This is a genomic window from Desulfocurvus sp. DL1XJH-121, assembly GCF_054819825.1.
In genome coordinates, this window is the sequence record NZ_JBTVWW010000001.1 from 19,803 (window position 1) to 38,029 (window position 18,227).

The window sequence follows — 18,227 nt, forward strand, 5'->3', positions numbered from 1 at the left end:
GGCAAGGAGCACGCACATGGAGATGAAAGACCTGATCCCCCCGGACAAGTGGCTCGAATTCGGCACGGACGTGTTCGACCGCTCGGGCATGAACGCCTATGCCTACGACGTCGAGGGCGGGCACCTCATCGAGCAGCGCAAGTGGGCCAACCAGCTCTGCCCGGTGCTGCGCGGCAACCCGGATCGCGCCAAGGGCCTGTGCGACGCCTGCCACCAGACCATGTCGGCCACGGCCCAGGGCGAGGGCAAGATCGTCATCGGCACCTGCGGCGCGGGGCTCCTCAACATCTCGGTGCCCGTGTTCGTGGGCGAGGAGTTCGTGGGCATCGTGGGCTGCTGCGGCCTGCTGCCCCCCGAGGGCACGGTGGACGGCGAACTGGTCAAGCAGGTCACGGGCATGGAGGACTACCTGGCCGTGAAGCTCGGCCAGGGCATCCGCCAGGTGGCGCGCGAGGACATCGAGGCCGACGCACGCTATCTGGAAGGCCGCGTCCAGGAGATGGTCCAGCGCCATCTCGAAGGCGTGCGGCCCGCCCACATCAAGACCTTCCGCAGCCTGATCAAGGAGGTCCAGCGCAAGGGCCTCTGCCACCAGTGCGGCGGATGCGTGACCTTCTGCACGGCCATGAACTACGGCGCGCTGGAGCTGTCCGAGACCGGCCGCCCCCGGTTCCGGGATCCCTACAAGTGCATCGAGTGCGGCGTGTGCTACATGATCTGTCCCGCGCTGAACGAGATGGAGGACATGGTGCGCGCCAAGGTCGGCTGGAAGGAGCCCATGGGCGCGGTGCTGGACGTGGCCGTGGTGCGCGCGCGCGACGAGGCCATCCGCGAACTGGCCACGGACGGCGGCGCGGTGACGGCCATCCTGACCCACCTCTTCGAACGGGGCGAGATAGACGGCGCGGCGGTGACGCGCCAGGCCGGGCCGTTCAGGCGAGAGCCTTGGCTGGCCACCAATGCGGACGAGGTCATGCTTTCCGCGGGATCGAATTTCGACTATTCGCGCAGCGGCTCGCTGACCCTGTACAGCCAGGACTACTCCACCTATTCCCCGTCGCTGCGCACCCTGGGACCGCTGGTGGACAAGGGGCTCGGCAGCGTGGCCCTGGTGGGCACGCCGTGCCAGATCAAGGCCATGCGCAAGATGGAGACCCTGGGCGTGGTGCCCTCGCAGTCGGTGCACTGCACCCTGGGCCTGTTCTGTTCGGGCAGCTACGTGTTCGGCGACAAGCGGCGTGAAAAGATCGAGCGCATCGGCCACTTCAAGTGGAGCGAGGTGGTCAAGATCAACATCAAGGACGCCCTCATCATCCGCCTGGCCGACGGCGAACAGGTCACGGTCCCGCTGGAGGAGTTGGACTTCGTGAAGCGCAAGGCCTGCCGCCACTGCACGGACTACGCCGCCGAATTCGCGGACCTGGCCTTTGGCGGCATCGGGGCCGAGGACGGCTGGACCACCGTGGTCGCACGCACGGAAATGGGCATGCGCATCCTGGCCGAGGCGCGGCAGACGGTGCTCGAAGAACACGCCTCGATGGCCGCCCCCGACTTCGTCAGGCGCATCCGCGAAAACGTCGAACTGCACGCACAACGCAAGAAGGATCAGGCACAAAGGACAGCCGAACGGCTGGCCCAAAGCTGAGACGCGTTTCTAAACCGTTGACGCTCCGGCCCGTTGAACCGGTCGTCCAAACACGCGTCACCACCCATGGCTGGACCAAGTCTCCAAGGGCTCGCACCTTGCCAAAGATCTCGTCCTGGAGCCGTAATGCTTGCGTCCTTAAATGCCCCCCCCTTTCCGCTCCTCCTCTTGCCCCAATTTTGCTCCACTCACTCTGCTGTCGGGTGATTAATCGTGATGATTGGAAATTTCTCAAGATACTCATTTCATTTGAATTACTGTCATAACGCACTGGAATAATTTATCATTCTAACATTCTTCTAAGCCGACGGCCCCGGGTTCGAATCCTGGCTGGCGCACCAAAGATTTCAAAAGGTTGCGAGCATCGCTTGCAACCCTTTTCTCGTTTCTGGATTAAACTAAGTAAGTTGTGCGTCGGATGCGCTTCGCTTATCCACGGGGCATGGCTTCCCGCAAATTTCTCAAGACCCGCTTCAGGGGCGTCTACTACAGGGAATCCGCCACCAGCCGCGACCGCGGCAAGGCGGACCGCTGCTACGTGATCTGGTACGAGGGCGCGGACGGCAAGGGCCACTGGCAGACCATCGGTTGGGCCTCCAGAGGCATCACGCCCGAGTACGCCAGCCAGAAGCGAACGACCTGGTGAACACCATCCGCGAGGGCAAGCCCGTGCCCTCCCCCATGTCCAGACGCTTCACCGTGGGCCAGGCCGTTCTCGCGGCCCTGGCCTACCTGTGCTGCGGGAGCATTCCTCTGGCGGGCCTTGTCGGCGCCCCCGGGGCCCTGTTGCAGGAGCTCATGGCCCGCATGTCCTGGAACCACGGCCGCAACCACGTGGCCCCGACCGCTTCGGCCATCGCCGTGGGCACCCTGCTGCTCAACGTCATCCATCTCGCCACGGCGTAGCACTCCGCGCCATGACGGAACCCCGGGGGCGGCCGCCCTCTCCTCCTCAGCCATACGCCTCGCCTCATCCCCGGCCGCGCATGCAGCCCCATCCCAGGCGGCAGCCTCCCACTCCAAAGCCGCCGGACCGCAAGGTCCGGAGGCTTTTCCTGCGGCGCGCAAGGCCGCCCGGAAAAGGTCCCGGCATGGAGCCGGGGCCTTTTTCCTTTCCTTCCGCCGACCCGCCATTTTTCTCCAAATTCCACCAGCCGGGAACAAGCTCTTAGCAAGCCGCCGCCCGGGGACTGAAGCCAGGATAGCGCCGCCGGAGTCGTCCCCGGCTGCGGCCCGGAACTCCGGGAGCGCCCGGCCAGGCTTGATTTCCACCTGTGGAACGAATGCGCGGGCGCCGGCGCCGCATTCCGCGCGGAGAACAATTGCTAACCAAAAATAACCAGTTCAAACCATGTTGACCGATACGTAAAAATATGAACTAACGTTGTAGTATGACCAGAACCTGTCGGCGTCGTGGAGCCGGCTCCGCCCCTTTTATCTGTGGAGGACTCAGATGACTGATAAAATCTTGCGCGTAAACATGTCGGATATGAGCACGAAGGTCGAAGCGGTGCCCGAGGCCTGGATGGGCCTGGGAGGACGCGGCTTGACCTCCACCATCGTGGCGGCCGAGGTCGTGCCCACCTGCCACGCCCTGGGCAGGCACAACAAGCTGGTGTTCGCCCCCGGCCTGCTCTCCGGCACGGTGGCGGCCAACTCCGGACGGCTTTCCTGCGGCGCCAAGAGCCCGCTGACCGGCACCATCAAGGAGGCCAACTCCGGCGGCACCTCGGCCCAGATGCTCGCCAAGCTGGGGGTCAAGGCGCTGATCATCGAGGGCCTGCCCGAGGGCGACACGTGGTACGGATTGAGCGTCGACGCCGACGGCGTGACCATCCAGGAGGAGACCGAAACCATCGGCATGGGCAACTTCGACGTGGTCAAGACCCTGAACGAACGCTTCGGCCCCAAGGTCGGCGTCATCACCATCGGCCCAGCCGGCGAGATGCGGATGACCGCCGCCAACATCTCGGTCAAGGACCCCGACAGCCACATCCGCTCCCACGGACGCGGCGGGATGGGCGCAGTCATGGGCTCCAAGCGCATCAAGTTCATCTCCATCGCCCCCACCGACCAGAAGGTCGCCATCGCCGACCCCGAGGCCTTCAAGGCGGCCAACGGCGCGTTCGTCAAGGCCCTGGTGGACAACCCCATCAGCAAGGCCCTGGGGCAGTATGGCACCAACGTTCTCGTGAACATCATCAACGAGGCCGGCGGCCTGCCCACCAGGAACTTCACCTCCGGCCAGTCCGAGACGCACGACGCCATCTCCGGCGAGACCATGTACGACACCATCGTCGCCCGGGGCGGCAAGCCCAAGCACAACTGCCACCCCGGCTGCGTCATCCAGTGTTCGCAGATCTACGCGGACCTCAAGGGAGAATACAAGACCTCGGGCTTCGAGTACGAGACCATCTGGGCCCTGGGCGCGGACTGCGCCATCGACGATCTCGACCACGTGGCCGAGGCCGACAACCTGATGGACGACCTCGGCCTGGATTCCATCGAGGTCCCCGTGGCCTTCGGCGTGGCCATGCAGGCGGGCGTGCTCGAATTCGGCGACGGCGCCGGGCTCTGCCGCATCCTGCGCGAGGACGTGGCCAAGGGCACCCCGCTGGGCCGCATCATCGGCAACGGCGCGGGCTCCGTGGGCCGGGCCTACGGCGTCACCCGGGTGCCGGTGGTCAAGAACCAGGCCATCCCGGCCTACGACCCCCGGGCCATCAAGGGCATCGGCATCACCTACGCCACCTCCACCCAGGGCGCGGACCACACCATGGGCTACACCATCGCCACCAACATCCTGGGCGTGGGCGGCAGCGTGGACCCGCTGAGCAAGGAAGGCCAGGTGGAGCTGTCGCGCAACCTGCAGATCGCCACCGCGGCCATCGACTCCACGGGCATGTGCCTGTTCATCGCCTTCGCGGCCCTGGACGACGCCACCTGCCTGCCGTCGCTCATCGACATGATCAACGCCCGCTTCGGCATCGCCCTCACGGCCGACGACGTGACCAACCTGGGGATGAACATCCTCAAGATCGAGCACGCCTTCAACTTGGCCGCGGGCTTCACCAACAAGGACGACCGGCTGCCGGAGTTCTTCTCCGAGGAGCCCATCGCCCCGCACAACGTGGTCTGGGACATCAGCGACGAGGCCATTGATTCCTTCTGGGACTTCTAGCGGGCCGGCTGGACACCCGGCCCATGTTCGGCTTAGGGTTGGAAGACTCCAATCCCGCATACCACGGGGTATCCGGCGGGTCTGAACCCCACTCAGCAACAACCCGCGCCCCCCGGCCATCCGGGGGGCGCGATTCGTACAACGCCATGCAATGCACCGTTAAGCTCTTCGCCTATTTTCGGGACGGCCGCTTCAAGGGCCGGGTCATGGAATTCCCCGAGGGGACCACGGTGGAGACGGTCGTCGACACCCTCGGCCTGCCCCGGGACGAACTCGGGGTGACCATGATCAACTCGCGGCACTGCCGTCTGGATCAGGTCCTGGCCGAGGGCGACCGGCTGGCCATTTTCCCGGCCATCGGCGGCGGATGACGCATCCCCTCCAACCGGATGCGGCTTGCCACACAACGCGGTTGCGGGACGGACCGCAACCGAAAGGCCTGCGAGAGGGTATGGAAGAATTCTTCAATCTGGTCAGCCCGCAGGACGTCCTGGCCCTGCTCGGCGAATTTTCCGCGCTCGACGCCGAAAGCGTCCCTCTGGGCGACGCCCTGGGGCGCGCCCTGGCCGGGGAGGTGGTCGCCGGGGAGCCGGTGCCGCCGTTCTCCCGCTCGACCATGGACGGCTACGCGGTGCGCGCGGCGGACACCTTCGGCTGCTCCGAGTCCGAGGCCGCCCTGCTCACCGTGGCCGCGGAAATCGCCATGGGTGCCTCCAGCCGGGACATCAGCCTGCGCCCGGGACAGGCCGCCCGCATCTGGACGGGCGGCGAGCTGCCCCAGAAGGCCGACGCCGTGGTCATGGTCGAGCACACGGAGCTGCTGGACCCGCAGACCGTGACCGTGTTCCGGCCCGTGGCGCCGGGAACCCACGTGATTCAGGCCGGCGAGGACGTGGCCGCCGGAACGGCCGTGCTGGGCCCGGGGCACCTCCTGCGGCCCCAGGACCTGGGCCTGTGCGCGGGCCTGGGCCTGACCAGGGTCGAGGTGCGCCGTCGGCCCCGCGTGGCCATCCTCTCCACGGGCAACGAGCTGATCCCCCCCGGCCAGGCGATGCAGCCGGGCAAAATCCGCGACATGAACTCCACCATCCTGGCGGCGCTGGTGGAGGAGGCCGGAGGCGTCGCCGTGCCCCTGGGCATCTGCGGCGACGACCAGGACGCGCTGCTCGCGGCCTGCGAACAGGGGCTGCGGGACGCGGACATGCTCCTCGTTTCCGGCGGCAGCTCCGTTGGCCGGGCGGATTTCACGACCCGCGCCTTTGCGGACATCCCGGGCTGCGAGGTGCTGGTGCACGGCATCGCCATCAGCCCGGGCAAGCCGACCATCCTGGCCCGCCAGGGCGGCAAGGCGCTCTGGGGGCTGCCGGGACATGCGGCCGCCGCCATGGTGGTCTTCTACAATTTCGTCCGCCCGCTCCTCAGGCACTACGCGGGCCTGGGCGTGTCCCACGGGCTGCGGAGCGTCCGGGCGCTCACCGCGCAGCAGATTCCCTCGGTCGTCGGCCGCGAGGACTACGTCCGGGTCCGGCTCTCGGCCCCGGACGGCGATTCGTTGCCCCTGGCCACGCCCATCTTCGGCAAATCCGGCATGCTCCGCTCCCTGGTGCGGGCGGACGGCCTGCTGGCCATCGGGCGGGACATGGAAGGGCTGGACCAGGGGGTCGAAAGCCGGGTCCTCCTGTTTCCCTGAACAACCGACAACGTTCCTCCGGGCCCGCCCAGGGCCCGGATAATCCGGGAGCATTCCCATGGCGCGAAAGATCTATCTCCACATGAAGCCTCTGCAGGAGGCGCAGCAGGTGTTCTGGACCCGGTTCTCGGGCCTGGAGACCGGCAGCCAGGCCGTGGCCTCCCGCGAGGCCTGCGGCCGCGTGACCGCTGGCCCGGTCAGGGCCCGGTTCTCCTCCCCCTCGTTCAGCGCGGCGGCCATGGACGGCCTGGCGGTGCGGGCCGAGGAAACCTTCGGCGCGTCCGACGACACGCCCCTGACCCTGCGCCTGGACGAGGGCCAAGCCGTGATGGTCAACACGGGCCATCCCCTGCCCGACGGCAAGAACGCGGTGCTGATGATCGAAAACGTGCTCCTCGGCGCGGACGGGGCCGAGGCCGTGATCCGCGCCCCGGCCTTCCCCTGGCAGCACGTGCGCAAGATCGGCGAGGACATCGTGGCCACGGAGCTGCTTTTCCCCTCCGGCCACCTGATCCGGCCCGCGGACATCGGCGCCCTGCTCACGGCGGGCTGCGCCGCCGTCGAGGTGCGCAAGCGCCCCACGGTGGCCGTCCTGCCCACGGGCAGCGAGCTCGTGGACCTGGACGACCACCCCGACGGCGTCCCCCCCGGGAAGACCGTGGAATCCAACGCCACGGTGCTGGCGGAGATGGCCAGGCAGGCCGGGGCCGAGTTGGAGGTGGAGGCCGTCATCCCCGACGATTTCGAAACCATCGCCGAGCACGTGCGCGCCGCGGCCTCCCGCGTGGACATGGTCATCGTCAACGCGGGATCCTCCGCGGGCAGCGCCGACCACACGGCGGGAATCATCGAACAGCTGGGCGAGGTCCTGGTCCACGGCGTGACCATCATGCCGGGCAAGCCCACCATCCTGGGCGACGTCGGCGGCACCCCCGTGGTGGGCGTGCCGGGCTACCCGGTGTCCGCCGTCATCGCCATGGAGCAGCTGGTGCTGCCGCTGCTCCGGCGCATGCAGGGGCTGGACGCGCCGGAGCCGGACACGGTGCGGGCCGTGCTGGCCAAGGACCTGCCCTCGCGCGTGGGCATCGAGGAATTCCGCCGGATGGTCGTCGGCCGCATCGGCGAGGCCTTTGTGGCCGCGCCCCTCAAACAGGGCGCGGGCTCCATCACCACACTGACCCGGGCCAACGGCATCTTCCGCATCCCCGCCTCCTCCGAGGGCGAAGTCCACGGCCAGGAGGCGGACATCGAGCTCCTCGTGCCCCGCAGGCACGTGGAGCGGACCATCCTCTGCACAGGCAGCCACGACCTCTGCCTCGACGTGCTGGACGACCGGCTCCGCCAGCGGGACCCGGCCCATTTCCTGGCCTCCACCCACGTGGGCAGCCTGGGCGGCATCATGGCCCTCAAACAGGGCATGTGCCACATCGCGGGCTCGCACCTGCTGGACCCCGACGACGGCTCCTACAACCAGAGCTACGTGCGCCGCTATCTGGCGGGCAGGGACATCCGCATCGTCACCCTGGTGCACCGCGAGCAGGGGTTCATCGTGCGCAAGGGCAACCCGGCTGGCATAGCGGGCATCACCGACCTGCTGCGCGAGGACATGCGCCTCATCAACCGCCAGGCCGGTTCGGGCACGCGGGTGCTGCTGGATTTCGAGCTGTCCCGCAACGGTCTCGACCCCGACGGCATCCGCGGATACGGCGAGGACGAATACACGCACATGGCCGTGGCCGTGGCCGTGCTCTCCGGCAAGGCCGACGTGGGCATGGGCATCAAGAGCGCGGCCAACGCCCTGGGACTGGATTTCATCCCCGTGGTGGAGGAGCGCTACGACCTGCTCATCCCCGGGGAGCTGTACGAATCGTCCATGGTCCAGGCGGTGCTCGACGTCATCGGCGGGCAGCCGTTCAAGGAGGCCGTGGAGGGATTGGGCGGGTATTCCACCCGGGAGACGGGACGGCTCGTCCCCCTGGACTGACCGGCGGCCCGGGGTCAGGGCGCGGGGTGAACCAGGAACTCGCAGTCCTTGAGGTCCACATGCACCCAGCCGTTGCGCAACTCGGAGGCAAGCCCCAGCAGCAGCTTCACGGCCTCGGCGGCCTGGAGATTGGCGACCACGCCCACGGTGAAGGACAGGACCGACGGCGCAGCCTGCGCGGCCGAGCCGGGCGGATAGAGGCGCTCCAGCAGGTCGTCGCCGGGCATGCGCACCCCGACCTGGCCGTACCAGCCGGCCACCGCGCCGTGCACCAGGGGCAGGCTGCGGCGGTCGCACAGCCCGGCCAGGTCGCGCCGGGCGGAGAGGTCGTCCAGGCAGTCCACCACGGCGTCCACCCGGAACGGCTCCCCGGGATCGAGGTCCCGGAAGTCCGCCGCGAACGCGCGCACGGTGCAGAAGGAATGGATTTCCGAGGCCCTTTGGGCCGCCGCCTCGGCCTTGTTGCGCCCCATGGAGGCTTGCAGGGCGTTGAGCTGGCGGTTGGCGTTGCTGGGGCTGAAGACGTCGGGGTCGAAGAGGTGCAGCCGCCCCACCCCGATGCGGACCAGGGCCTCGATGACGTGGCCGCCCAGGCCGCCGCAACCGACCACGGCCAAGCCGCAGGACCGCAGCCGCCGCTGCTGCCCGTCGCTGAGGGCGCCCAGGTTGCGCAGAAAGGTCTCGGGGAAGGATGCCATGGCGTTCACTCGGGTTGTGGATGCAACGTATCAAAAACTATGTTCAAGCATGACCACTGTCAATTACGGCCAGGGCCCGGGGAACGGCTAAGAGGTGCGCGGTGAGCTGGAGTGACCGGGAAAAGGACGCCATGCGCTGGGTCAACATCGCCGTGCGCACGGCGCATATCGGCGCGGCCGCCATGGTCTTCGGCGGCGCCCTGGCCTCCGGCGTCGCCGCGGGTTCGACCTGGTGGCACTATCTCGTCATCGCCACGGGCGACGTCCTGGTAATCCTGGAATTCCTCCAGGACCGGCGCTGGCTCCATCGCGGCAAGGGCCTCCTGGCCCTGCTGCACATCGCCCTGTTCATCGTCTGGCAGATCCATCCCGCCTGGACCACCCCCCTGTTCTGGGCGATCCTGGTCAGCGGCAGCGTCTGCAGCCACATGCCCCGCCGCTACCGCCACTGGTCCATCATCCAGGGCTGGGAAAAACGGGAAAACAAGGACCAAGACGGACCAATACCGCCCAAGGGCGATTGAGACCGGAGCCGGGAGACAGGCATGACCCATCTGATGACGACCAAGGAAACGGCCGAGTTCCTCCATGTGAACGAAAAGAAGGTCTATTCGCTCATCTCCGACAATGGGCTCCCGGCCACGCGGGTGGCGGGCAAGTGGGTCTTCCCCAGGCACCTGGTGGAACAGTGGGTGGAAAACAACACCATCAACTACCCGGCCCATGCGCGCTCCATCACGGCGAACCCGCGCCTCATCGTCCTCGCGGGCAGCAACGACCTGCTCCTGGACACGGCCGTGTCCCTGTACAACCGCACCTTCCCCGGCAGCCTGGCGGTATTCGGCAACATCGGCAGCCTGGGCGGCATCCACGCCCTGCGCAAGGACCTCTGCCACATCTGCGCCAGCCATCTGGTCCAGGACGACGAGGTGGAATACAATTTCCAGTTCGCGGCGGAGCTGTTCGACGAGCTGCCCGTGGTGGTCAACTTCTGCCGCCGGCACCAGGGCCTGCTCTTCCGCAAGGACGACCCGCGGGAGTTCGGCTCGGTGGCGGACCTGGGGCTGCCGGGGGTGCGCCTGGTGAACCGGGGCCAGGGCACGGGCACGCGGGTGCTGCTGGACCGCGAACTGGAAAAGGCCCATCTCCGGGGCGACAAGATCGCCGGATACGACAACGAGGTGTCCCGCCACATGGACGTGGGCCTGGAAATCCTGGCCGGACGGGCGGACGTCGGCCCGGCCATCGAGCCCGTGGCCCACGCCCTGGGCCTGGGCTTCCTGCCCCTGCGCTGGGAGCGGTTCGACCTGCTGGTCTGCAAGAACGTGTTTTTCGAAAAGACGATCCAGAATTTCCTGGGATTGATACGCTCGGAAGAATTCCGGGAGATGGCCAGGGGCATCGAGGGATACGACATCGGCGCCACGGGGAACGTCGTCTTCCAGAACGGCCAGGAATAGCCCCAGGCAACCAAACGCAACGCCCGACAAAGGATCAGACCATGCCCACCGACAGCATTTGCCGCATCGACATAGCCCTTTCCCGCGAGCTGGCGGCCCAGTTCGCGTCCCTCATGCAGCAGGGTTTTCAGCACCCCGTCACGGGTCCGGTCGCCATCCGGGACTTCCTCACGGGGCTCCCCGGCTTTTCGCGGGAGTACATCGAAACTGAGGTCCAGACCATCTTCCACAACGGCGTGGCCACGGACAGCCTGGACGACCTGTTGTACGCCGGGGACACGCTGGCCCTTTCGGCGGCCATGCCCGGCCTGGCGGGCGCCATCTTCCGGCGGGCCGGGATGCACGCCTCCCTGCGCGCCACGGTGGAGGAGGCCCCCCACGCGGACGCGGAACGCGGGGGATTCGTCACCGTCAAATTGTACAACTCCATCGGCACGGACCGCGTCGTGGACCTGATGCTCGCCGGGGTCCGCCTCTCCAGCTCCGGGCTGGCCAGCTTCATCAAGCGGCGCGGCGACCTCTTCAGCCGCCCCATGCGGATTCTCCATGACGGCCGGCCGGTCGCCGGCGACCGGTTCCCGGACCTCGTTTCCGGGTATCGGCAGACCGACCTGTCCCTGAGCATCGACGCCTGAACGCGTGGAGGAGCTAGCCCCCTGTCGCGGTATCGGGGATGTGGTGCACGGCGGCCGGGTCGAAGGCCAGGGTCACGTCCGCGCCCTCGCGGACCGAACCGTCCAGGACCAGGCGATGCTCCAGCCGGGCCGTAAACCGTGCGTCGCCGTGGAGCACTGTGGCGGCCCAGGAGAAGCCCTGGCGCGCCACGGACGCGACGCGCCCCCTGGCGGAAACCCAGGCCAGGGGTGAATCGCCGTTGCGGCAGATGATCACGTCCTCGGGCCTCAGGGCCGCATAGCCCGCCGCGCCGTCCTGGGGGCCGCCCCCCGTCGGGACCGACAGGCCCGCGAACCGGCAATACCCCTGCTCGTAGACCGCCGGGAAGATGTTCTCCATGCCCACGAACCCGGCGATGAAGGTCGTGGCGGGCTTGTGGAAGATGTCCAGGGTCGGGCCGGTCTGGACGATGCGCCCCTTGTGGATCACGGCGCAGTGGTCGGCCAGGGTCAGGGCGTCCACGAAATCGTGGGTGACCATGAAGAACACGGCCCCCGTGGCCTGGTGCAGCCCCTTGAGGTTGGCGCGCAGCCCGTCGCGGAACTGCGGATCCAGGGACGAGAGGGGCTCGTCCAGGAGCACGATGTCCGGGCTGCAGGCCAGGGCGCGGGCCAGGGCCACGCGCTGCTTCTCCCCGCCGCTGAGCTTGGCGGGCAGACGATCCAGCAGGCGGGTGATGTCCAGCATCTCGGCCAGCTCCAGGCCGTAGGCCCTGCCCCGCTCCGGATCGATGCCGTGGTAGCGCTGGCCGTAGAGGATGTTCCTCAGCACCGTCATGTGCGGGAACAACGCGTTGTCCTGGTAGACCAGGCCGATGCGCCGCCTCTCGGGCGGATCGCCCGTCACGTCCCGGCCGTTGATGCGGATGGCCCCCGCGTGGGGGGCCGTCAGCCCGGCCAGGCATTCCAGCATCAGGGTCTTGCCCGATCCCGTGGGCCCCATCAGCGCGAAAAACGAGCCCCCGTCCACCCGCAGGGACGCCGGACCGAAGCAAAACCCGGGGAAATCCAGGCGCAGGGCGTCGATGTCGATCACGAGGAGCGCTCCCTCGGCTGGGCCACGACCCGCAGGAACAGGAAGAAGAGCATGGAGATGACGATGAGCAGCACGGCCACGGGTTGGGAATACTTGAGCCCGTAGGCCGTGAAGCGTTCGTACATCAGCACCGGCGCGACCATGGGATGGTAGGCCACGATGATGATGGCCCCGAACTCGCTCAGGGCGCGGGCCATGCACATGATCATGCCCACCAGCAGATAGCGCCAGGACAGCGGCAGGGTGATGCGGAAAAAGGTCGCGCCCGGCGAGGCTCCCAGGGACCGCGAGACCTTTTCCAGGCGCGCGGGCACGCTCTCGATGCCCGCCTTCACCGTGTTCACGTAAAAGGGCATGCCCACGAAGACCAGCACGGACACGATGCCCGTAACCGTGCCCATGAGCTCCACCCCCACGGACCGGAGCACCTCGCCCAGCAGGCAATTGCGCCCGGCCACGGAGAGCAGCGCGATGCCCACCACCGGATGCGGGATCATGATGGGCAGGTCGATGCAGCTTTCCACCAGCTTCTTGCCGGGAAACCGCTTGCGGGCCAGGATGTAGGCCAGGGGCGTGCCCAGGACCAGAGCGATGAGCGCGGCCAGGCCCGAGGTGTACAGGGAGAGCCAGATGGAGCGCAGGACCTCTGGGTCCCGCAGGGTCTCCAGGAAGATGCCGGGCTCGGGCGCGAGGATGGTGTGGGCCAGGGGCCCGAAAATGAACGCCAGGACCAGCCCGGCGGAAACCACCATCCAGCCGTGGAACGCGAATCCTCCGAGGAGCCGCCCCCCCGGCAGGGGCGGGGCGGACGGCGCCTCGGAGTCATGAGCGGGAGGAGAAACGAAAACGGCCATGCCCTATTGCTTGACCTCGACCTTGGGTTGCAGGGGCGCGGGCAGGCTCTTGTGCATGGCCTCGGTGGGCACGCGCACCGGGACGAAGGGAGGCTGGCCCATGGACTTCAGGACGGCCAGTCCGCCCTCGGGATCGAACATGTAGGCCAGGAAGGCCTCGGCGGCCTCCTTGTTCCCGGCCTTGTCCAGCATGGTGATGCCGTAGGTGATGGACTTGCCGATGCGGTCGATGGTGGCGCCGGGCTCCTTGCCGGTCACCGTGACCTTGGCCTGCTTGTAGAACGCGTCCATCTTGTAGCTGCCGAGATTGATATGGTCGTTGAGCGTGACGTACTTCAGCTTGTGCTGCACGGCCACGGACATGTACTCCCACGCATAGTCCATGTTGCCGGACTGGAGCAGGGAGATGAGCTCCACGGACTTGGGCCGGACGTTCTTCTCGGGCCTGTTGGCGATGAGCGCGTCATACAGGCCGGGCTTGTCGTGGAATATCTCGGCCAGGTGCAGGACCATCAGGCTGCGGTAGCCGCAGGGGTCCAGGTTGGGGTCGGAATGGCCCCATACCACGCCCTTGCGCTGCAGTATCTCGTACCAGTTCTTCTCGTTGATCTCGTCGGCGAACTTGGACTTGTCCGTATAGCAGAGCACCAGCTGGTTGGAGGCGAAGCGGACGTTCCAGGTGGCGAATTTGGGAATCAGGTTCTTGTCGATGACCACGAAGTCGGCCGAGGCCATGATGTCCGCGGGCTTGCCCACTTCGGAGATCAGGCGGGCCATCTTGGTGGAGCCCCCCGCCTCCCGCAGGACGTCGACCTTGGGATACTTGGCCTCGAAGGCTTTCTCCATGGCCGCGAACGGAACCGAAAGCGACCCGGCATGGAAGATGACCAGCTTGCCGGACGGCTCCGCCCAGCAGGTTCGGGACAAGATCAGCACGACAAAAACAGCAGCCACTACCACCAGAGTTCGGCTAAAGGACATGGGCGATCTCCGTTTGAAATGGTTCGATATTGGCGCAATGGACTCTTCCATCTGCGCGTATGGATATTTCAAACCGAGAATGCACATATTTATTGATTTTGAAAACCCCCAGCGGACGCCGCAACGCGCGAAATGCATCCTGCTCCGGCCCGGGGCCGCCGCCACGGGCCCAAATCCCTCCCCCAAACAGCGGCGCGGCCATGAACAAAAAAGAAGATGACGACGGGATAAGGCCTCAACGACCAGGGCCCAGGCCTTGCCCGCCGAACAGTTTGGCGCCTTCCCCAAGGCCTCCCCCGGCACTTTCACCCGCAGAACGCACCCCGGTCATGGGATGGGCGCACCGCTTGGCCCATCGCGGGCCATCCCGCACTGCCCGGGTTTCTTCAACGACAATCCCGCCCCGCGGTCCGGCAGGGGCCGGACCGCGGGGCGGGATTGTCGCGTTGACGCGGGCGGGCCAGGCCACCCGCGTCGTCAGGTCAGGCTATTGGCAAAGCCCTCGGCGCTGGTGCCGCCGACGATTCCGCCAGAGTCATCGTTCTGGAGCTCCTGGAGCTGCTGCTGATACTGCATGAGCTCGGTGTTCAGGACGGCGAGTTTTTGCTGCTTTTCCTCGCCGCTCAACTGGTCGTCCTCCTGGACTTCCTGGATCTCCTGCTCAAGCTCCTCGATGCGCTTCTTGATCTGCTCGATCTGGGCATCGCCGGCGGATTGTTCGTCGGAGCCCGCCTCGGGTTCGCCGCTCTCCTCGGAGGCCTGCACCGCCCTGGCGGACAGGGCCATGGCTTCGGGAGAGATGGAAACCGTGTCCCCCGTCGACGAAGCCGATCCAGAGGTCGCCTCCTCCCTGGCGGAATCGTCCTCATCGGTCTCCTTGACGTGCAGCTGCATGGTGTTCTGCATCGAAAGGGATGTGCCCGCATACGCAATGGCTGTGGCGTCGTCCATGGTTTCTTCCTTATGGTTGCGGCCCGCAGAAAAGGTGCGGCCCATAACTGATTTCTTATCGGTGCCGAAGCGCAAACCTTTAGGGCCGCTGATATGTTACGTCGCCGACCACCCGCCACGCCCACCCACGCACAACGAGCCCGCCCCCGGACGAATCGGGCGCATTTCTCGCCTCCCCGCGCTGATCACGGGACACGGACAGAGCGCAACATGCTGAATTTGCAGCATCTCTATCCAGGCACTCATCATGCATTAACATTGGTTTGTCGTTTCCGCCCGGCGCGCAATTCGCCCGTGCCCATCCGCCACGCATACCAGGAGGTCCGAAATGGAAAAAATTCTCATCATCGGCTGCAAGAACACCATGGACGACGTCTGCATCGGCTGCTCCCGCTGCATCGTCGCCTTCAACCGCAGGGTCGGCGCCTTCGAGGCCTACAAGGACAAGGAAGCCGAAATCATGGGCATCCTCAGCTGCGGCGGCTGTCCGGGCGCGAGCATCGTGACCCGCCTGATCCAGGTCAAGCTCTGGAACATGCCCCTGGAGGAGCGGCCCACGGTGATACACATCGGCCCCTGCCTGAGCGACCACTGCCCCCACGCCGACGACGTGGTCACCAAAATCCAGGTCAAGGCCGGGATCCCCGTCATCGAGGGCACCCACGCCTACGTGCCGCCCACCATTTTCGCCTGACGCGGCGCCCGCCCCTCCACGCGCGATGGGGAGGGGCGGGACTCTGTTTCGGCCAGAAGACGATCCGCCGATATTCGCATCACGAAGCCTCCCCCCCTCCGCAGGGACTTTCCATTGTCCCACAGGGGTTCTGGGGCTTTCCCCCAGAAACGCCCACTCCATTCCCCCATATCAAATAGACCTCCCCCTATTGACGCAAAACCCCTGACTTCGTAGGCACTAAGAAGAAATTCACATCCGAGCCGCCCCGCATGGCGCGGGGAGGCCATCATCGAGCTTTCAGGAAAGAGGGGGCAGGCTTGACTCCGCCGTCCAAGATCACGTCCACAGAGCGGCTGCTCGAAACCATCCGGGGCAAGGCATCGGCCAAGTCCTCGGCGCCCAAGACCGCGCCGGCCGCCGCCCGCCGCAAGCAGCGCCACCGCAAGGGCGGGGCCTTGGTCGTGGGCGTGGACATCGCCCCCGACGCCCTGCGCATGGCCAAGATCGAACGCACCGAGGCCGGGGCCAGGCTGCGCGGCTACTGGTCCGTTCCCTACCCCCAGGGCGTGGACCCCAAGAGCCCGGATTTCGCGCCCTTCCTCTCCGCCCGCGTGGGCGAGTTCCGGGGCCAGGACAAAAAGGCCGAGCTCTGGTCCCTGGTGTCCTCTGCCCAGGCAGAGACCTACCACGTGCGCGTGCCCAAGGTGTCGCGCTCCAAGCTTTCCGAGACCATCTACTGGACCGCGCAGAAGGAAAAGAGCTTCGACGCCTCGGAATTCCTCATGGACTACGAGGTCCAGGGCGAGATCATGGACAAGGGCGTGCCCAAGATCCAGGCCCTGGTCTACATGGTGCCGCGCGAGGTCGTGTCCAGGGCCAAGGCCCTGTTCTCCGCCGCTGGCCTGAAGCCCACGGGCCTGACCATCTCGCCCATCGCCCTGCAGTCCCTGTTCCGCTCCAGCCTGGTCACGGAGAACGGCGAATCCTGCGCCAACATCTACATCGGCCGCAACTGGTCGCGCATCGACGTCTTCGCCAAGGGCGACCTGGTGCTTTCCCGGGGCGTGAACACGGGCACCTCCAGCCTGGTTTCGGCCCTGGCCGAGGCCTACGGCGACCGCGTCGCCAGGCAGGCAGCCGCCCCGGCCCGGCCCGCCGAAATCAAGACGCCCGGGGCCGCCGAGGAACCCATGTTCGAGCTGGAGGCCGACGAGGCCCAGGCCGAGCCCATGTTCGAGCTGGAGGCCGACGCGCCCGCCGCCGAGCCGGTTTTCGAGCTGGAGCTGGACGGCTCCGCCGAGGAGCCCGTGTTCGAGCTGGAGCAGGAAGCCGCCCCCGTCGAGGAGCCCCGCCCCGCCCCGGCCGCGGCGGAGCCCATGGACGAGGACCGCGCCAAGGAAGTGCTCCTGGCCCGGCTGCTGGGCCACCCCCTGGAGGGCGAGGGCCCGGGTTCCGAGCTGGACGCCGAGGAGGTCGTGCATCTGGCCGGGGCCGCCGTTTCCCGCCTGGTGCGCCAGATCGAGCGCACCTTCGACCACCACATCAACACCCTGGGCGGGGACCCGGTGCGGCGGATATTCTTCTCCGGCGACATCTGCACCAACACCCATTTCCTGGAAGTGCTCACCTCGGAGCTGGGCGTGCCCTGCTCCCTGCTGGACCCCCTGGGGCTGCTGGGCACCAAGCCCGGAGCCCCGGACGTGGAAGATTCCCCGGCCGTGCGCCTAGGCTTCAACCTAGCCTGCGGGCTGGCCCTGTGCGACGCCACGGACACGCCCAACCTCCTGTGGACCTACCAGGACAAGGACAAGACCCACCAGATCAGACGCCAGGGCAACATGGTCTACGGCGTGTTCCTGGCTCTGGTGGCCGTGATGGCCGCCGCCTGGTTCATGCAGCACGAAAAGACCACCGCCCTGGAGGCCGAACTCCAGGGCCTGAACACCCGCATCGCTGCCTTCAGGCCCAAGGTGGACGAGGCCGGGCTCCTGGCCATGGCCCGGAAGACCGCAGACCTGCAACGGCAGATCAAGATCCTGAGCGAAAAATACGAGGGCCTGGCCGCCATCAACGAGGTGTCCCGCCTGACCCCGGAGAACATCAAGCTGCACTCCATGGCCCTGGAGCTGGGCCGCCCCGAAGACGCGGCCAAGAAGCCCGAGGCTGGCCGACGCGGCGCCCAGGGCGCGGACAAGGCCCCCAGGATCATGATCCTGGACGGCATGGTCAGCGGCCCGCCCGAGATGTTCGACGCCATGCTGGCCACGTATCTGGCCAAGCTGCAGTATTCGCCGCTGTTCAGCGCCCCGGTGGTGCACAAGCGTGAAATCGAAATCCGCAAGGGCAAGGGCGACGTCCTGCGGTTCATCCTGCACGTCAACGTGGTCTAGGAGCGTC

The 18,227-nt window shown here is 66.9% G+C and carries 17 protein-coding genes; 12 read left to right on the plus strand and 5 right to left on the minus strand.

Annotation, left to right across the window (positions count from 1 at the left end; genetic code table 11):
- Positions 1 to 16: 16 nt before the first annotated feature.
- From ACYYG1_RS00100 to ACYYG1_RS00130, 7 genes are all read left to right on the plus strand, one after another.
- The gene (locus ACYYG1_RS00100) at positions 17 to 1,645 is read left to right on the plus strand and encodes a Coenzyme F420 hydrogenase/dehydrogenase, beta subunit C-terminal domain (protein WP_461208225.1); all 1,629 of its coding nucleotides are present in this window, start codon (positions 17 to 19) and stop codon (positions 1,643 to 1,645) included.
- 442 nt (positions 1,646 to 2,087) lie between these two features.
- Positions 2,088 to 2,291: a hypothetical protein gene (locus ACYYG1_RS00105; RefSeq protein ID WP_461208226.1), complete on the plus strand. Its 204-nt coding sequence runs from the start codon at positions 2,088 to 2,090 to the stop codon at positions 2,289 to 2,291.
- On the plus strand, positions 2,288 to 2,551 hold the full coding sequence (locus tag ACYYG1_RS00110) for a DUF7973 family transport facilitator (RefSeq protein ID WP_461208227.1): 264 nt from the start codon (positions 2,288 to 2,290) through the stop codon (positions 2,549 to 2,551). Before ACYYG1_RS00105 ends, ACYYG1_RS00110 begins: the two co-directional genes overlap by 4 nt.
- A 547-nt stretch (positions 2,552 to 3,098) precedes the next feature.
- A complete protein-coding gene (locus ACYYG1_RS00115; protein ID WP_461208228.1) occupies positions 3,099 to 4,826 on the plus strand; it encodes an aldehyde ferredoxin oxidoreductase family protein in 1,728 nt (575 codons plus the stop codon).
- A 146-nt stretch (positions 4,827 to 4,972) separates the two neighbouring features.
- Positions 4,973 to 5,197, plus strand: coding sequence for a MoaD/ThiS family protein (locus ACYYG1_RS00120; protein ID WP_461208229.1), 225 nt, complete (start codon positions 4,973 to 4,975; stop codon positions 5,195 to 5,197).
- Between the two features lie 80 nt (positions 5,198 to 5,277).
- Positions 5,278 to 6,516, plus strand: a complete 1,239-nt coding sequence (locus ACYYG1_RS00125) for a molybdopterin molybdotransferase MoeA (protein ID WP_461208230.1) — start codon at positions 5,278 to 5,280, stop codon at positions 6,514 to 6,516.
- A 58-nt stretch (positions 6,517 to 6,574) separates the two neighbouring features.
- Positions 6,575 to 8,500 carry a molybdopterin biosynthesis protein gene (locus ACYYG1_RS00130; RefSeq protein WP_461208231.1) on the plus strand — a complete coding sequence of 642 codons (1,926 nt, stop codon included), beginning with the start codon at positions 6,575 to 6,577 and terminating at the stop codon, positions 8,498 to 8,500.
- Between the two features lie 14 nt (positions 8,501 to 8,514).
- Here ACYYG1_RS00130 and ACYYG1_RS00135 read toward each other — a convergent pair whose 3' ends face one another.
- A complete protein-coding gene (locus ACYYG1_RS00135; RefSeq protein WP_461208232.1) occupies positions 8,515 to 9,198 on the minus strand; it encodes a HesA/MoeB/ThiF family protein in 684 nt (227 codons plus the stop codon).
- Between the two features lie 101 nt (positions 9,199 to 9,299).
- On the opposite strand from ACYYG1_RS00135, the gene ACYYG1_RS00140 reads away from it, so the two are divergent.
- Genes ACYYG1_RS00140 through ACYYG1_RS00150 form a run of 3 tightly spaced genes read left to right on the plus strand, consistent with a single transcriptional unit; the run spans position 9,300 to position 11,293 of the window.
- Complete coding sequence (locus tag ACYYG1_RS00140; RefSeq protein WP_461208233.1) at positions 9,300 to 9,722, plus strand: hypothetical protein; 423 nt, start codon at positions 9,300 to 9,302, stop codon at positions 9,720 to 9,722.
- 21 nt (positions 9,723 to 9,743) lie between these two features.
- Positions 9,744 to 10,658, plus strand: a complete 915-nt coding sequence (locus ACYYG1_RS00145) for a substrate-binding domain-containing protein (RefSeq protein WP_461208234.1) — start codon at positions 9,744 to 9,746, stop codon at positions 10,656 to 10,658.
- Positions 10,659 to 10,699: 41 nt separating this feature from the next.
- Complete coding sequence (locus tag ACYYG1_RS00150) at positions 10,700 to 11,293, plus strand: major capsid protein (protein WP_461208235.1); 594 nt, start codon at positions 10,700 to 10,702, stop codon at positions 11,291 to 11,293.
- A gap of 13 nt (positions 11,294 to 11,306) precedes the next feature.
- Here ACYYG1_RS00150 and ACYYG1_RS00155 read toward each other — a convergent pair whose 3' ends face one another.
- From ACYYG1_RS00155 to ACYYG1_RS00170, 4 genes are all read right to left on the minus strand, one after another.
- On the minus strand, positions 11,307 to 12,368 hold the full coding sequence (locus tag ACYYG1_RS00155; RefSeq protein WP_461208236.1) for an ABC transporter ATP-binding protein: 1,062 nt from the start codon (positions 12,366 to 12,368) through the stop codon (positions 11,307 to 11,309).
- Complete coding sequence (locus tag ACYYG1_RS00160) at positions 12,365 to 13,222, minus strand: ABC transporter permease (RefSeq protein WP_461208237.1); 858 nt, start codon at positions 13,220 to 13,222, stop codon at positions 12,365 to 12,367. Before ACYYG1_RS00160 ends, ACYYG1_RS00155 begins: the two co-directional genes overlap by 4 nt.
- Positions 13,223 to 13,225: 3 nt before the next feature.
- Positions 13,226 to 14,203: a tungstate ABC transporter substrate-binding protein WtpA gene (gene wtpA / locus ACYYG1_RS00165; protein ID WP_461208238.1), complete on the minus strand. Its 978-nt coding sequence runs from the start codon at positions 14,201 to 14,203 to the stop codon at positions 13,226 to 13,228.
- A gap of 477 nt (positions 14,204 to 14,680) precedes the next feature.
- A complete protein-coding gene (locus ACYYG1_RS00170; RefSeq protein WP_461208239.1) occupies positions 14,681 to 15,154 on the minus strand; it encodes a FlxA-like family protein in 474 nt (157 codons plus the stop codon).
- Between the two features lie 328 nt (positions 15,155 to 15,482).
- Here ACYYG1_RS00170 and ACYYG1_RS00175 point away from each other — a divergent pair, with 328 nt between their 5' ends.
- Positions 15,483 to 15,848, plus strand: a complete 366-nt coding sequence (locus ACYYG1_RS00175; RefSeq protein WP_461208240.1) for a CGGC domain-containing protein — start codon at positions 15,483 to 15,485, stop codon at positions 15,846 to 15,848.
- A 299-nt stretch (positions 15,849 to 16,147) separates the two neighbouring features.
- The gene (locus tag ACYYG1_RS00180; RefSeq protein WP_461208241.1) at positions 16,148 to 18,220 is read left to right on the plus strand and encodes a hypothetical protein; all 2,073 of its coding nucleotides are present in this window, start codon (positions 16,148 to 16,150) and stop codon (positions 18,218 to 18,220) included.
- Positions 18,221 to 18,227 lie beyond the last annotated feature (7 nt).

Coding starts and splice junctions, on each gene's coding strand:
- ACYYG1_RS00100 (WP_461208225.1), top strand. CDS start 17: ATGGAGATGAAAGACCTGATCCCCCCGGACAAGTGGCTCGAATTCGGC.
- ACYYG1_RS00105 (WP_461208226.1), top strand. CDS start 2,088: ATGGCTTCCCGCAAATTTCTCAAGACCCGCTTCAGGGGCGTCTACTAC.
- ACYYG1_RS00115 (WP_461208228.1), top strand. CDS start 3,099: ATGACTGATAAAATCTTGCGCGTAAACATGTCGGATATGAGCACGAAG.
- ACYYG1_RS00120 (WP_461208229.1), top strand. CDS start 4,973: ATGCAATGCACCGTTAAGCTCTTCGCCTATTTTCGGGACGGCCGCTTC.
- ACYYG1_RS00125 (WP_461208230.1), top strand. CDS start 5,278: ATGGAAGAATTCTTCAATCTGGTCAGCCCGCAGGACGTCCTGGCCCTG.
- ACYYG1_RS00130 (WP_461208231.1), top strand. CDS start 6,575: ATGGCGCGAAAGATCTATCTCCACATGAAGCCTCTGCAGGAGGCGCAG.
- ACYYG1_RS00135 (WP_461208232.1), bottom strand. CDS start 9,198: ATGGCATCCTTCCCCGAGACCTTTCTGCGCAACCTGGGCGCCCTCAGC.
- ACYYG1_RS00145 (WP_461208234.1), top strand. CDS start 9,744: ATGACCCATCTGATGACGACCAAGGAAACGGCCGAGTTCCTCCATGTG.
- ACYYG1_RS00150 (WP_461208235.1), top strand. CDS start 10,700: ATGCCCACCGACAGCATTTGCCGCATCGACATAGCCCTTTCCCGCGAG.
- ACYYG1_RS00160 (WP_461208237.1), bottom strand. CDS start 13,222: ATGGCCGTTTTCGTTTCTCCTCCCGCTCATGACTCCGAGGCGCCGTCC.
- wtpA (WP_461208238.1), bottom strand. CDS start 14,203: ATGTCCTTTAGCCGAACTCTGGTGGTAGTGGCTGCTGTTTTTGTCGTG.
- ACYYG1_RS00170 (WP_461208239.1), bottom strand. CDS start 15,154: ATGGACGACGCCACAGCCATTGCGTATGCGGGCACATCCCTTTCGATG.
- ACYYG1_RS00175 (WP_461208240.1), top strand. CDS start 15,483: ATGGAAAAAATTCTCATCATCGGCTGCAAGAACACCATGGACGACGTC.